17 protein-coding genes and 2 pseudogenes are annotated in these 14,094 nt (G+C 43.6%); 4 read left to right on the plus strand and 15 right to left on the minus strand.

Going from position 1 to position 14,094, the window contains the following annotated elements; genetic code table 11:
* Positions 1–39 precede the first annotated feature (39 nt).
* Positions 40–582 (minus strand): DUF1697 domain-containing protein, encoded by a 543-nt coding sequence (locus tag AC1DLI_RS00660; protein WP_477598855.1) that lies wholly within the window; start codon positions 580–582, stop codon positions 40–42.
* Between the two features lie 266 nt (positions 583–848).
* Between AC1DLI_RS00660 and AC1DLI_RS00665 the strand changes: the two genes are divergently transcribed.
* The gene (locus AC1DLI_RS00665) at positions 849–1,142 is read left to right on the plus strand and encodes a hypothetical protein (RefSeq protein ID WP_308998850.1); all 294 of its coding nucleotides are present in this window, start codon (positions 849–851) and stop codon (positions 1,140–1,142) included.
* A 101-nt stretch (positions 1,143–1,243) separates the two neighbouring features.
* On the opposite strand, the gene AC1DLI_RS00670 is transcribed toward AC1DLI_RS00665, so the two are convergent.
* From AC1DLI_RS00670 to AC1DLI_RS00680, 3 genes are all read right to left on the minus strand, one after another.
* On the minus strand, positions 1,244–2,143 hold the full coding sequence (locus AC1DLI_RS00670; RefSeq protein ID WP_477598856.1) for a hypothetical protein: 900 nt from the start codon (positions 2,141–2,143) through the stop codon (positions 1,244–1,246).
* An 89-nt stretch (positions 2,144–2,232) separates the two neighbouring features.
* Positions 2,233–2,631: a hypothetical protein gene (locus AC1DLI_RS00675; protein ID WP_477598857.1), complete on the minus strand. Its 399-nt coding sequence runs from the start codon at positions 2,629–2,631 to the stop codon at positions 2,233–2,235.
* Positions 2,632–2,789: 158 nt separating this feature from the next.
* Entirely contained in the window at positions 2,790–3,404 is a 615-nt protein-coding gene (locus AC1DLI_RS00680; protein ID WP_477598858.1) for an acyl-CoA thioesterase, read from the minus strand.
* Between the two features lie 165 nt (positions 3,405–3,569).
* On the opposite strand from AC1DLI_RS00680, the gene AC1DLI_RS00685 reads away from it, so the two are divergent.
* Positions 3,570–4,460: a LysR family transcriptional regulator gene (locus tag AC1DLI_RS00685; RefSeq protein WP_477598859.1), complete on the plus strand. Its 891-nt coding sequence runs from the start codon at positions 3,570–3,572 to the stop codon at positions 4,458–4,460.
* Positions 4,461–4,518: 58 nt separating this feature from the next.
* Here the strand turns inward: AC1DLI_RS00685 and AC1DLI_RS00690 are convergent, their stop codons facing one another.
* The 6 genes and pseudogenes from AC1DLI_RS00690 to AC1DLI_RS00715 all read right to left on the minus strand — a co-directional run bounded on the left by AC1DLI_RS00690 (position 4,519) and on the right by AC1DLI_RS00715 (position 9,888).
* A complete protein-coding gene (locus AC1DLI_RS00690; protein ID WP_477598860.1) occupies positions 4,519–5,334 on the minus strand; it encodes a helix-turn-helix transcriptional regulator in 816 nt (271 codons plus the stop codon).
* A 106-nt stretch (positions 5,335–5,440) separates the two neighbouring features.
* Positions 5,441–6,190 carry a phytanoyl-CoA dioxygenase family protein gene (locus tag AC1DLI_RS00695; RefSeq protein ID WP_477598861.1) on the minus strand — a complete coding sequence of 250 codons (750 nt, stop codon included), beginning with the start codon at positions 6,188–6,190 and terminating at the stop codon, positions 5,441–5,443.
* Between the two features lie 200 nt (positions 6,191–6,390).
* On the minus strand, positions 6,391–7,107 hold the full coding sequence (locus AC1DLI_RS00700; RefSeq protein ID WP_477599342.1) for a vWA domain-containing protein: 717 nt from the start codon (positions 7,105–7,107) through the stop codon (positions 6,391–6,393).
* A 21-nt stretch (positions 7,108–7,128) separates the two neighbouring features.
* A pseudogene (locus tag AC1DLI_RS00705) lies at positions 7,129–7,647 on the minus strand (TerD family protein); the annotation flags it as partial.
* A gap of 229 nt (positions 7,648–7,876) precedes the next feature.
* Positions 7,877–8,836, minus strand: coding sequence for an NAD(+)/NADH kinase (locus tag AC1DLI_RS00710; RefSeq protein ID WP_477598862.1), 960 nt, complete (start codon positions 8,834–8,836; stop codon positions 7,877–7,879).
* Complete coding sequence (locus tag AC1DLI_RS00715) at positions 8,833–9,888, minus strand: SPFH domain-containing protein (RefSeq protein ID WP_477598863.1); 1,056 nt, start codon at positions 9,886–9,888, stop codon at positions 8,833–8,835. Before AC1DLI_RS00715 ends, AC1DLI_RS00710 begins: the two co-directional genes overlap by 4 nt.
* Positions 9,889–10,203: 315 nt before the next feature.
* On the opposite strand from AC1DLI_RS00715, the gene AC1DLI_RS00720 reads away from it, so the two are divergent.
* Complete coding sequence (locus AC1DLI_RS00720; protein ID WP_477598864.1) at positions 10,204–10,566, plus strand: hypothetical protein; 363 nt, start codon at positions 10,204–10,206, stop codon at positions 10,564–10,566.
* A gap of 122 nt (positions 10,567–10,688) precedes the next feature.
* On the opposite strand, the gene AC1DLI_RS00725 is transcribed toward AC1DLI_RS00720, so the two are convergent.
* Both AC1DLI_RS00725 and AC1DLI_RS00730 read right to left on the minus strand, forming a co-directional pair.
* Positions 10,689–11,180 (minus strand): hypothetical protein, encoded by a 492-nt coding sequence (locus AC1DLI_RS00725; RefSeq protein ID WP_477598865.1) that lies wholly within the window; start codon positions 11,178–11,180, stop codon positions 10,689–10,691.
* 171 nt (positions 11,181–11,351) lie between these two features.
* Positions 11,352–11,864 carry a DUF6886 family protein gene (locus tag AC1DLI_RS00730; protein ID WP_477598866.1) on the minus strand — a complete coding sequence of 171 codons (513 nt, stop codon included), beginning with the start codon at positions 11,862–11,864 and terminating at the stop codon, positions 11,352–11,354.
* Positions 11,865–11,952: 88 nt separating this feature from the next.
* On the opposite strand from AC1DLI_RS00730, the gene AC1DLI_RS00735 reads away from it, so the two are divergent.
* Positions 11,953–12,726: a hypothetical protein gene (locus AC1DLI_RS00735; RefSeq protein WP_477598867.1), complete on the plus strand. Its 774-nt coding sequence runs from the start codon at positions 11,953–11,955 to the stop codon at positions 12,724–12,726.
* Positions 12,727–12,809: 83 nt separating this feature from the next.
* On the opposite strand, the pseudogene AC1DLI_RS00740 reads toward AC1DLI_RS00735, so the two are convergent.
* From AC1DLI_RS00740 to AC1DLI_RS00750, 3 genes and pseudogenes are all read right to left on the minus strand, one after another.
* Positions 12,810–13,083, minus strand: a pseudogene (locus AC1DLI_RS00740) (L-arabinose isomerase); the annotation flags it as partial.
* A gap of 111 nt (positions 13,084–13,194) precedes the next feature.
* Positions 13,195–13,380: a hypothetical protein gene (locus tag AC1DLI_RS00745; RefSeq protein ID WP_308998838.1), complete on the minus strand. Its 186-nt coding sequence runs from the start codon at positions 13,378–13,380 to the stop codon at positions 13,195–13,197.
* Positions 13,377–13,979 (minus strand): phosphatase PAP2 family protein, encoded by a 603-nt coding sequence (locus tag AC1DLI_RS00750; RefSeq protein WP_477598868.1) that lies wholly within the window; start codon positions 13,977–13,979, stop codon positions 13,377–13,379. Before AC1DLI_RS00750 ends, AC1DLI_RS00745 begins: the two co-directional genes overlap by 4 nt.
* Positions 13,980–14,094 lie beyond the last annotated feature (115 nt).

The following is a 14,094-nucleotide window of genomic DNA, read 5'->3' on the forward strand; positions in this document are numbered from 1 at the left end:
GCGAAAAGCTTCATTTCTTTTATATTTGGTTATATATATTTAATGACCCTCCAACGCTCTTGCCATAGCATCCAGCTTGAGAATGGTTTTCCAATTTCTAGCCGTAGCTGGCAGCAGCTTCTGAAATTTTTTGGTAAGCTTGGAGTCTAATATGCTTTGTCTGTAAAGAAAGTAGATTTCTTTTCCTTCAATCAAGTATTCGTCTTCGCCTTGTTCGACTTCCGGTAATCTATCCAATTGCTCTTGAGACGGAGCTTCTTTTAATAAGGTAAGATGGATGCTTTGTTTGTCTTCCAGCACAACCGACTTAAACGGTGAATGGTCGATAATGCTCGCAAGCTCTGATGCTGATCTCACGAAGACAGCAATATTGAATCCAAAGACGCGGCTGATCTCCTTTTCGATCTTTTCCTCCAATGTAGCGGCGTTCTCTTCTGCTTCAAACATCACGTTCCCGCTGTTTATGTACGTTTTCACTCGCTTGCAGCCCATTGCTTCAACCATTTGTTTGAGCTCTGTCATTTTGATCATGTTATGCCCGCTCACATTGATGCCACGCAATAACGCAAAATAAATAGTCATAAATATACTCCTTTCTAGCGAATGAATATTAATTTAAATAGTCACTATAATTATACCTTGAGCACACAGGCTTGTCCTACAAATTCATGGCATCTTTGCATTTCATTCGGCTAAACACCGCTGCGGCATATTTCGTCAAACATTCCTATAAACTGCACCTATCGTTTGACATACTTTTTCAGCAAAATCGTTTATTCTTGTCTTGTTCTTATGCAAGCTTACAACTAAATATGACTATTATTTTATAAAGAAAGAGGAGATTACTGATGCTGATCAAAAAGAAAACGGACATTACATTTATTCTTGAGAATTTTAACACTTTGGCTCAATGGGATGAGGTAGGCGAAAAATTTTATTTTGTTTTTGATGACCGGAAACGCGGAGGTCAATGGACGTTAATGAGCTACGGAGAGGATCGGTACAGCGTACACGGACTTGGTCAAGATTACTGGGATCAAAGCGAATATTTCTTCGATGAGCAAAATGAAATTCTCTCTTTTCTATGGGAAAATAGAGCTGCTTTCAATGCCGCGCTTAAACCGACCTCGATGTGCAGCTAGTTTGTATCTAGGTCGTACGGATAATAGTCCGGTTGAAAGCATTACATATGCAAACAAAAAAACACACCAATTTATGCGTGTGTTTTTTTATTGTTTTTCCCCTATTCCTTATAAACCAACCTCTGCTGCAGCATAGTAGCCAAATCCTCTGGATTATCCCAAATGAGCGGACGAACAGGTTGTGCATGGACGTAAGAATCGACACCTTGGCTGCTCTTCATCGTCCATGTGACCGGGATACTTCTGCCAAGCGCATAGCCTGCCGCAAAATAAACCTCCGGTGCGTGATAAGTAATATCGGCAATAATCAGCTTGCTGTCCGAAATTTCGGTAATGGATTGCGCTTCACTATCTTCCCTATCCACTTGTTGAAATAGTCGCGGCAAAAATCCGCTTTGCTCTATTTTCGGAAATATGCTCTCCAGCCATTCATTACGGATCCCCTTATCATCCGGCAGCAGAACGTAGCAAGGCTTCAGCTTTCTTCCTCCTGCACTTGCAGCCGCTTCATTCCAGCCTTTTTCCGTAAGCTTGAAGKTCATCCCTTCCCGTATCAACAATTGGGCTTCTCTTAGCTTCTCAATAATATAGACAAGCTCCTGCAAATTTGGCGAATACGTCAAGTTATAATTATTTGCCAAAGGCTGGATAACGACCGACGCGCCTGGCGCTTCGGAATTCCGGTAGACATATTGCAGTAACCGGGCCTCCTTATCCTCAACGGATACTGGAATGGTTGGGGCTTTTTCAATGGCTTCTAAATCCTCTATGGTCAATGTTACCCTCTCGCCGCAATCCGAATGTTCCCTGATGTAGCCTGAAATAAGAGGAAAACGTTTATTTTTAACGGAATAGGATAATGAATTTATCACCGAATAATGATCTCTAAGCAAGCTGTAATAGCTGCCCGGTGAGCAGTTACAGCTTAGATAACGGTCATACTCCCCTTTTACCTCGATAGGTACGATCTCTGAACAAAACAAACATCGCTTTTTCTCCATGCTGACTCATCCCCCTATATCATCTATCTTTCGCACATCTTATCTGATATTAGGGGGAAGATGGGATTAATATTTTTTAATATGCCAATTTAATCCTCATCTCTGTAATCATGCTTTGACTCATGCTGGGCAATAAGACGGTAGATCTTTTCTGTCTCTCCATTCCGATCGTCAATTTCTCTATAAATATCAATTAACGGCGGCGGCGGCGAATGATTTAGATTATTTTGATTCGACTGCGCGTCGAATGCGCTTCTCCTCCACAAGCGAGAATGATAGCTCTTTCTTCTGGCTTCAGAAGAGTGATTAACACCATTAAATTTAATTATGATTTTAAGTACCACTGCAGATATTAGCATCATAACTCCGGATTTCAAGTGATCGGTTAAACCAATAACAAGCACTGAAAAAATGATGGCTGGAATAATAAAAAGAAGCGTAAATAGGAAAATGACAAGCTTCACAAATACTCTTCCGACCTCATCCATGGCATGCTCCTTTATTCATTAGTTACCGTACTATAAGATATGCGGAAAGAGGTTATCCCTATTTTCAAAAAAGCAATTGCAACGCATTTTACCTGACTAACATAATAAAACAGGCTGCCGTGATTATCATTCGGCATCCTGTTTGTATGATTAACCTATTACCACTCTACGCCCCAAGCTGATTCATATCCTTTATTTACGGTGCGCTGCGAACCAGCATCATTCCGCGAATCCTTAAAGGCGTAGTCCGTTCCCATATAATTTGCAAAATGCTTGCTTTCTTGTCTGCGAATTCTGCGTGCTTCCTTCCGCTCAGGCGCTGTATCAAACAACAAACGCTCCTCATCGGATTCCGCAATGACACCAGGAACCTCCGTTGGTTTGTCATCCTCGCCTAGAGCGACAAACGTCAAGAAAGAGGTGGCGCAAACCCTGCGTCCGCCTGTCAACAGATCTTCCGTCACGACCCGAACGAAAACCTCCATCGATGTTTTGTGGGACCAGGTAACGAAAGCCGATAAGCTGACCGCGTCGCCTTTCTTAACGGGATATAAAAAGTCTACGGAATCCGTTGAAGCCGTAACGACGGGCCGACGTGAATGCTTCGTTGCAGCGATCGTTGCCACATCGTCGATATAGGCCATTAATTTTCCGCCAAAAATCGTACCGTGATGATTCGTATCGGGTGGAAGCACAATCGATTCCTTTATAGTCAAAGAGGCAGATGCCGGTCTTGATGCGATGGGTTTAATCATTTGTTCTAACCTATTCATGATAACACCTTTTTTCTTGTTTGATTTTTTTGATACGGCTAAGTTTACACCCCCTGGACATATAGGTAAAATACATATATCGAATAGTTTTCATTCCTTTTCACTATACTTGCAGTAAAGCAGACCTGATGCGGTTTTCTGCTCTTATGCAAAGGAGCCACTCTCATGGATCTCAAACATTTAAATTATTTCGTAGCCGTAGCCGAAGCGGGAAGCTTCACGCAGGCGGCGCGAAAACTGCATGTAACCCAGCCTTCATTGTCAAAAATGGTTCGACTGTTAGAGGAGGATCTAGGCGTACAGCTAATCGACCGTTCTGCCAAACAAATCGAATTAACGGATGCCGGATTAACCATTCTTCGGTCAGCCAAACATATCATCCAATCGTTCGAAGATATGTCAAGTGAGCTTGAAGAAGTGATAACATTAAAAAAGGGCACCCTTCGCCTCGGCATTCCTCCAATGGTAGGAAGTTATTTCTTGCCCTCCGTCATTGAGAAATTTTCTACCCACTATCCTCAAATCAAGCTGCAAGTTATTGAACAAGGCGGACAAAGCTTAGAACAGGATATTCTTCAAGGGGATCTGGATTTCAGCATGGTTATTCTTCCGGTGAAAAACGAGGAAAGGTATCATGTCTTGCCCTGCATTAATGAAAATTTACGGTTGGTTGTTCATCCCGAGCATAAGTTGGCTGAGCAAACGAATATACAAATGAGTCAGCTGGAGCATGAATCATTCATCATGTTCCGCAATGACTTTACGATCCATCATTTGATCAAGGAGCATTGCGAAGCAGCAGGATTTGAACCGAAGATTGTATTTGAGAGCTCACAGTGGGATTTCATGACCGAAATGGTTTCAGCCAAATACGGGATTACCTTGCTGCCTGAGGGTATATGCTTACAGCTTGACGCTAAACGCTATTCTTCCGTTGCGGTCGTCCAGCCCGCCATACCATGGCAGTTATCCATGATCTGGCGCAAGGACAAATACCTCTCCTTTGCTTCACGAGAGTGGATTCGTTTTGTTAAAAAGGAACTGATTGAAATGTAATAAGAGAGGTTATTATAAGGAGACAAAACACAAATGAGTGCAGAGGAAGTTGGCACTTTTATTCGGATAGGTTCCCTTTCCATGAAAAACGCCTAACTTCCGTAGGCGTTTTGCCCGTGTGCTGTTTGACCATTCTCGCAAAATGAAACGTAGATTTAAATCCGCATCTCAGCGTAATTTCAGTAATCGAAAGACCGGAATGCGTCAAAAACTCGAGCGCTCTAAGCACCCGATAACGCCATAAGTATTTGATCGGTGTCGTCTTCTCATTCATTCGAAATAAACGAACTAGATGCTCAGGCGACACACCGCCATGATCTGCCAGCATAGTTAAAGTTAGTTCATCATGATAGGTGCTGTGAATCAAGCTTTTTGCCATTAAAATCGATGGATGTACCTCCTCAAGCTCTCGCTTCCGTGTCATTTCTGAAATATACAGCAGAAGCGCCGACATTCCTAAGCTGCGCAAAACATCACTATTCGATGGATGATCGGATTGTAAGGAAAGCATTACATCTGTTAATCGATTTAACTCCTCGGAGATCGGTTGAAACAGAGGCAGCGCCTCGAAATAAGCGCTCTCCTCTATCGATAAAGGGCTAATATGAATCGATATCCAGCGATGCCATGTCTCGCCTCGATTAGAAAAAGTAAAATGCTCATGATGTCCGGGCTTAAGCAATACGACAGAGCCGGGCATTATGACATGCGCCGTTCCGTCAATTTCGATCTTCATCTCGCCCGAATGCAACAGCACCAGTTGGATATCATCCTGCACCCGAGGACCGTAGCGTCCGCCAGAAGGATAGAGGATGGTCCCCGCCCAAGCCATTTTTATGTTGTTGTAGGATAGCATACTTGGTGAGCTGTTCATTCTTTATACCTTCCTCATCCTCGGGTCTCTTCATCATTCATGCATTATTATTTTACTCTTCCTTCATCGTTGTTTACCATAGCTCTGACGTCGGGGACGACAGCCATTAAACCAATGTGTATTTCTCGCGAAGGTCCTCGCGAAGCGTCACAGCCGAATCTTCGCGAATATAATGGCAGACGTACGAACGGCGCCAGCGATCTGTGCTCCGGTTGCGGTTCGAGGAATGAATCAACAGCTCATGAAAAAATAAAATATCTCCTTTTTCCATAATGACCGGAATTTGCTGCGATAAATCTATGCCTTCGGTTTCGTCCGTCCACTCCTCATGCTCCTCCAAGTTTTTCACCTTGCCATGCGGCAGGAGTCCAAGCTTATGTGTGCCCGGTATGACCCACAAACAGCCGTTTTCAACGTCCACCTGCTCTTCCATCGCAATCCAAGCTGCAACCATCGTCATGGGATCATTTTTAATATAATAAAAATCCTGATGCGCCGCTTGGCCAGGGGAGCCAGGCTCTTTATAGAAGAACATGCTTTGTACGCAAACCGCTTCCTTTTCCATTAGTTGAGCCAAAGCGCCCCGTACGACCGGAAGCTTCATCACCTGCCGGGAAAAACTGTCATGCTGATGCGGATTAAACAAACGCGTAGAATAGCGGGCTTTCTCCGAAGTGCGCGCCCAGTCCGGCGTTTCGTCCAGCGGAGCTGAACGAAGCTCGAAGATGTGTCTGTTAAAAGCATCGATTAAATCGGCGCTGCAGCCTTTTTTGATAATAATATAACCGTCTCTCTTGTATTGCTTCAGCTGTTCAGTTGAAAGCGGCTTCAAAAGTACGGATTGCGTAGAAATCATGGTTATAATCCCCTCTCCAATTAGCGAATATGCTCGACGCCGTTTCGGTGCGTCGTTATACTTGTATCTTACTGCCGCACACGCTGTTCAACAATGGCTCTAATTATCAACATTGTGTCTGTAATTGATATTCTCCGCAAAAAAAAAAGAAAGCCGCAACATCTATTGGGCTTCCTTGCTTACACTCTTAACAATCATGACTACCTAATAATGCGCTTATCCTTAGCTGCCTTTAGCCAGCTTGGAAACTCATTTAATAGAAGATCATAAAGCACCTCGTCCGAAACGGCGGCAATGTCATCCAAATGAATAAAGTTAGCGTTATCCACGATTCTCCCTTCCATCGTATCCAATTGCTTCAGCACTTCGAAGTCAGATTGGCCAATGCCAACGAACTGCCAGAAGATCGGATGGACGGAAGCGGCGGTGATTACCTTCTTAATCGGCTTCACTACACCGCCATCATTAATAAAAATTATAAACACTGGAATTCCGTCATCTTCTTCGACCGTATATTTCCGAATAACGTCTTCCATGACCGGCGGTTCGTTATTGCGTCCAAACTTATGAATTTCGTTATTATTTAATATTTTATTTTGCACATAATGGCCAAAATCCCGTTCTGTTACCGAGGGTAAGCGGCTAAAGTGCGTGTCGTATACCCATACATCAAGTGTGCCGTTATCATCGAATTTACTTGCAACGGCTAATATCCGCTCAACGACTTCCTGCACGGTGCCATTTTTGTATAAGGTTTGCATCGATCCCGTTATGTCGAGAACAATGCCTACCTTAGCAACGACATGGGTCAGCTTTTTTTTCTCCAACGTAATTTGAACGAGCTTTTTTCGCAAATCAATTGGCGTTAATACGATCTCCTCAACAGCTGCAGCCGCTTCTGAGGCATCGGCTTCAATTTCAAGCCCAAAGCTTGTGCATAACGCTTCAAGCCCGCCATAAAATCCACCGCCGATCGCGTTGAATTTCCACTCGCCGCTATGTCTATACAATTCACCGACAACTACTGCTGTTTCCTTCGTAAATTCAGCGCCATATTCGTAACGGAGCAGCTCTTCACCATTGCTTTCGTCTATGAGCCGAACATATAAGCCGGACACATCCTGCATAAAATGTCCTTGTCGTTCGCCTTCATGTATGGTAACCGTAAATGCTATTTTTTCGGTATGGTCCGGCACACGCTGCAGGTTTATGGTTACGGCTTCTTGCTCTGCGGCTTGTAATGACACATTATGAGCTGCTGCTCCGCTTGGAGCCATAGGATTTCCATAAAAAATAAAGTCCTCATCTCTTTCACAGCGATTCCTTTCCGACAGAAGGAACGCAGCAGCATCTATGCTGATCGAAGAGTCTTTAATTGTCCATCCGAAAAGCAGCTTTATCGATGTGAGTTCGCGTCCTTTTGTAACGTCTACCTTTTGACCTTTTGATAGCAGCATGCCGCCAGCCCCATTTCATTGGCAAATCTATCGCCTCAAATTAACATTCCAAATCTTGAATGATAAAGGAAAAACTTCTTTTATTATACCCGATCCTCATCAACTAAGTAGAGTAAGTCTCGCTTATATCATTCATAAAATGCTAAATACCCAAGGCACCGGTTGCTTGATCCGTCGAAGATAAGTTTCGTCCCTCTCGTCCAGCCCGTTATCCCTTGGCGCCTTTCCATCAAACTACCAGCTGCCCTTTGCATTCAGCTAAACCAATCGTCGCCTTCACGCCTGCATTGAATTCCAAAAAATCGTTTTCCACGCCGTCACTGAAAATAACCCCGTTTTCCGGCATTTGAGAGGTAATACTAAGCGGCCTGCGCTCATTGATTTGTCCGAAAACAAGCCCAGCTGCCGTTGTCTTGCTTGGATAAGGCTCTCTAACCGTAAAATAAAGATACGGCGAATGCCATTTAAAGCCGGCTTCTTCGTTCTCCCTTTGATTTGACATGAGCGTAACCTTCTGATTTGTTGTACTGCTGACGATGCCGGCCGCTCCTGCAAGCACACTCTTTAACCAGCCAGTCGCACCGAGTCCCGTGGAGATAATAATTCCGCTCGAGGATTGCTGCTCGATTCGATTGTCTAACTCTAGCTGGTATCGCGCAGAGACATGTGTCTTTCGGCCAACAAAGAGATCATTCACTCCATAGAGAGTCTGACCGTCATTCAGCTGCGCCTTTGCTAACGTTACATCCTTGATCTGGCGCCTTTTGTGAAGCACTTCCGGGACAATGCGTCGTATATCATTCACTGTGAACGGCAGCAGAGCTCCGTCCCAGCGCTTAGGATCGGGATTTATGCCAATTAACGGCCGCTCTCTCAAATACTTTAAGGTGTTGGCAACAAGACCGTCTTGCCCAATGACAACGACAGTATCATGCTCTCCAAAGATAAACTGCGGTAAATGCTCCCGATCAATGATTTGAACCCTTCCAAAAGCATTCAGTTCGGCCGCCGCATAGGCAACAGCTTTTCGATAGCAATCGTCCTCGGCAAGATAATCACTGAAATCGGCACCTAGCCTCTCGATATAGAACTGTGCTTGTTGAATCGTATTAAACCGCACGACTAATTCTTCCAAACGTGTTTTACGCTTGATCAAGATCATTTTGTCGCTCGTCATTGCATCGTTCATCTCGCTTGCCCACCCTTATTTCCAGCGTATGCCGGTATCCCGGCGCCGGACATGATGCCCTGCAGCAGGTCTGGCGTAATATTGAGCTGGCCGATTTTTTCTGCTTTATCCGCAATGCCCTGGAATGCGATTGCAATGAGCTTGTTTGGCTCCATGCCCATATTCGTCATCGCCTGCAGCACATAAGGCTCAATGCCGCTCATCGCTTTCATGACGGCTGCCAGCTCATAGGCTTTGGCGTCAGCCTCGGCTTTTTTGTTCGATATGATGAGCTCGATCAAAGCCCCTTTCTTTTCCTCTAATGCGGTATCGAAGTAAAGCTGCTCTTCCTTCATTTCATTTTGCTTTTGCTTTACCAGCCGCTCTGCGTCCAGCTGCGTCTCGCGAATTTGTTTTTTCTTTGTTTCGACAGCGATTTCTGTGCTAAGCTCATTTTCCTTCACTCGTCTTTCCTGTTCGATTGATGCGTTTCGTCGTTCGTATAATGCTTTGTCGGCATCACGCAAAATTTCCTCCCGCGCCTTCGCTTCAAGCGCTCGCATCGTCTCTTTATTTGGCAAAATAGCGAGCACGGATAAACCCATTAGCTCGATGCCGAGCTTCTCGATCTCCTCGTTAACTTTCATTTCGCTTGAAACATTTTGAACCAGGCGCTCGCTGGATTGAATAGCTTCTCTAAGCGGCATCTGGACCAGCTGCTTCTTTATTAATACTTTAACGATGTGAATGACACGCTGCGCAAGCTTATTGGGGTCATCCGATAGATAGGCTTTTTTCTTCAAATTGTACGTATAATTCAAGAGCTGAATGGTTTTCTTAAAATCGACGATGCGATAAGTCAATTGCCCCTGAACCGTGACTGTCTGATAATCATGCGTCATTTCTTCCAACATGAATGGAACATCAATGGAGGATATCGGCACGACGACAACGGAGGTCACAGGCTCGTAATAATGAAATGAGAGTCCAATGCCTTCTTGAACAACCTTGCCGTTTTTCACCTTGAGCACGTAATCGCTTGGCTGAAACTTGATAAACCGAAAACCAAACATGATGAAAACCTCGCTTTCATGGCTATTGCCACTTTGTAAATGTCGTATTGATAATATCAAAATGATAACACAGAAAGTTTGATAATGTCAATGTGATTTTATCGAATTAAAATTCCGATAACTTAACACTTTCTTTTTCTTGTTATTCCTCTCGCCCAGATTACCTAAAACTTCGGTTTGTAAGCCCTTAGTCCCCCTCCAAACTATCCATTTTTTGAGAAATGTTCGTTTACAAATAGGCTTATTTATTATAAAATTCTTTATAACGAACATTAAGTTCGCAATTGATGTTTTGTTGGGGGAGGTGTTGACGTCATGTCCAAATTCAAAAAAATCTTATGTCTTACGTTGCTTATCAGTGTGTGTATGTTCCCTGCATCCGCTTTTGCCGCTTCCAGCAATGAAAACTCGAATAATAAGAAAAGTTTTTTATCCAGTATATTATCAGTGTTTACAGTAACGAAGAGTAATAACAGTAATAACAATAACCATCAGCAAAACAATAGCAACAATCAATCCAACTCAAATTCATCCAATAATCATAAGGTTGATAAGGATTGGGATTCGAAAGGCTGGTTTGATTGGTTGGACGATGATGATTGGTGGGATGAAGTCTGTTGGTGGGATAAAAACAAAGATGATTCCTTCAAAATTTGGGAGCGCTACTACTGCTATTAAAGGTATCCACGGAAGAGAACCACTGGCTTTTGCCAGAAGTTCTCTTTTTCTATTTCATAGGATACAAATAGAAAAAGCGACATGCCCCAACAAGGCTAGCCGCTTTCTCTGTTTTAGGAAATCTAACTCCAACGATAGGCTTTGCATTGCAGCCTTACCCCAATATCAGCAAGCCAATCATCGAAAGCACGCATCATGCGCCCTGTTCTTTTCTCATTTTTCAGGCTCCTATAATCCTTTAATAAAGGAACAAGCCATCTGCTCAGCGGAGATGCCGAATTTCCGATCGAATAACGTACCTCGCAGCCTTTTGCATGCGGTTTAAGCATGTAATCATTGCGGTACCACCAGCCTCCAAATACAGTAAAATATCCGTTTGCAGCATCAATATCCATATAGGCGACACGTATGGCTTCCAACTCACTGCCGGAATAAACCGTGAATAATTGAGGACCGCCTTTGATATGCAAAGCACCATCGCTGCCAGATGCTCCCGTCAGCAGCAACGGCAAATGGTGTGCTTTTACTTGCCCTGTCGGCATAGTCGCAAGATATTGAACGACCTCCTCATACGGCTTTTCTATCACGCCAGTATATGAAATGATTTCTTTCACAGCAGTTCCCCCCTTTGAATATGTACTTTCATTTTGACATCAATCTTGGGACTTAAACTCGCGCTTTGGCCCTAATTCCGCCTCCGTCTCCAGGCTGAGATTTTGACTTAACAAAAATCACCGTCTGATCTCAGGATCAAACGGTGATTAAAATAGACTTTTTTCTTTTGCTTAACGCTTGGCATTTGCAAATCTATGTATGCCGAAATCTTTTACAGACGAGTTTAGAATAGCTTCTCTTAAAGGGTACAAGCTAGGGGTGAACCTTACTTCAATGTTAAGATCGACTAATCGATCTAAAAGATGGTTTATCGTTTCAATCTCAATTGGTTTAACGGTTTGAGTGGATATGTAGTATCCGGCAAATTCATCAAACAGCTGAAAAGTATGTGCAGGCATCGTATATTTGTACAGGGTTGTATTCTTAATTCGCTCATACCATTCCGTTTCAACCGTAATGACGATATCAGAGCTAGTCAATCCAAAAAATTTGTTGCGATCCTCATCGTTCAATTCATCCGTTCTGGTATATACAATTCTCGGACAATTTCTAGGAAAATAAAAGGTGAATTCATGGACATCATCAATCGCCCATACGACGGGGGGCATGTCCTTGCGGTTTTCTTTCACTCTAGGCTCGAAAATATCGATGGAGCTTTCCTCGCTGAAATGAAACAGCTTCATTATATGATCCTCCTTTTAAGAATATAGCCTACTTTCCTTCTAAAAAAATGATAAAATAAACGAGAACAAATTGAAAGGCGGAGAAACGATGCAGCATACTTTCATTATTGAACCCAAAACGTATATGTCCTTCGAGAGCGAAGCAGAGCAAATAGAAAAATGCAAGGAATGGGGCTTGCTATCTGAGAAAGCTGCCAAAACAAAAACTTTTTTCTATAAAGGACACGGCAATCATCTTGCCTGCAGCATTATTGGATTTGTCGATAAAATGACTGCGGTTATTTCATTCGACAATGAGCAGAAGCATTGTATTCACCCTTCCTATTTAAAGGAAATGCAAGCTTCGAATTACGGCCAGAGAGCTGCCATTGCTTCAGATGAAACCTCTGTAACGGAAAGTTCTGAGAGCAGCAGCAATGATGCCGCCTATGATACAGCCATGAACGTCGAGCAAGAATCGAGTTTGAACGCGGCATTGCCAATCGAGGATGAAAGTCCGCAAACACCTGCGGCAAAGACCCCTCCGAAAGAAAAAACAAAAAAAGAAAAGCAGCCAAAGCTGCAGCTCCCTGAGGAAAAGGTCAAAATAGCAGCAACCGTAAAAGAATTTACGACAGTGCCTAACAATTTTYCAGACACGGAGGATGAAGTCGTTATTTACGAAGCGGTTGTTATCGAGGATCCCGCGATCACCGTAGGCGATGCATGGTCCAGCCATAGCGCAACGCTAAAGAAGTTTGAGTTGGAAATTGGCGATATCCTTCATTTCGAAGGCAAGCTCGTCGCGAAAAAGCTGACGAAGCACCCCATTCCTTACAAAATCAATAACCCTGCGAAAATTCAAAAAGAAAAACCGGAATAACGATGGAAAGAGGCTGAAGCTTTAAACCGTGAAAGGTTTAAACTGCAGCCTCTTATGTTATAAATGCTGAAATATTGGATTAATTAACGAATACGGTAGCTTAGATCATTCCAGCGCAGCTCGTTACGAACGCTGCGAACGCTCGAGTTTTTATCGATAACAACCGTTTCAATGCCAACCTGATCCGCCCAATCCACTAGCTGCTCCGTAGTAACAACGTACAACGTATGAGAATACGGTATGGTGAGCGCCGCCGGCATAGATCCAGCTCTCGGCTGCGTCGCGAAGCGATGGCTCCGGCTTCCACAGCACGCGGGCAACAGGAAGCTTCGGCATCTCATGAGTCGGTTTGACAGCAAGTTATTACGGGTATGACGCCGTACTTGTACATACAAATCAACTTTCGTTTATCATACTCCGAACGTTAAATCTTTCCAATATCATTCTCTTAAATATTAAAATTGATCATTAAATTTGTTCCAAACGGTATGTATAGCGGCAAAACGAACAACGAAACAGAACACTTTTATCACCGATCGTGAAGGTCAATCTCTCATCATCTTCGATTTCAATAAATTCTCTGCCCTGCTCATCCCGGTCTCCAGTCGCAAACATTACCGTTTTATTTCCGCACTCACACTCAAAACTCATCATAAATGAACCGCTCCTCTTTTTTGGTAAGTATTATGGATAATCATAATAAGGCTGATGACGGCCATCCCCGCTGCATAGCCGCCCAAAATATCCGTTATGTAGTGAACATGAAAATAAACACGGCACAGTCCCATCATAGCTATGAGAGAAATAACGATTGCAGTAAACCATGCCTTCGCACCGCGCGACAATCCTCTTGATTCAATTATGTTCCAGGTGATTAGTCCGAACATAGCCATGGCGAGCATCGCATTTCCGCTCGGAAAGCTTGCCCCGTCCGCCTCGATCCCCCAAGAAGTCGATGGCCGCGCTCGATCGATCCACATTTTGATCAATAAATTAAGTCCGAAAGCCGCTGCCACGCTTATCAGAATGTAAGCACCTCGCCTCCACCCATTTTTCCAGCCTGCAATAAGGCTAGCTGAAAGTGTTACCGATACGATAGCTATGGTTGATCCCAAATAGGAAAACACCTTAAAAACGGAAGTTAAACCGTCACTCCTTATACTTCCCATCAACGCTTCCGCTGATTGATCAAACGCATTGCCATCCTTCTCGGGGATAGCTGCTGCTAGAATGGCAAGCAGCACTGCGCTCACAATTAACGAAATAAGCCACCTCTTCTGTTGCTTTCGAATAAATACCAGCCTCCATTTCCATAGGTTTCATTGCTTCATTGTGTTAGCTTCGATATAATTATCGATGACATTTATT

The organism is Paenibacillus sp. 01T443 (genome assembly GCF_056398325.1).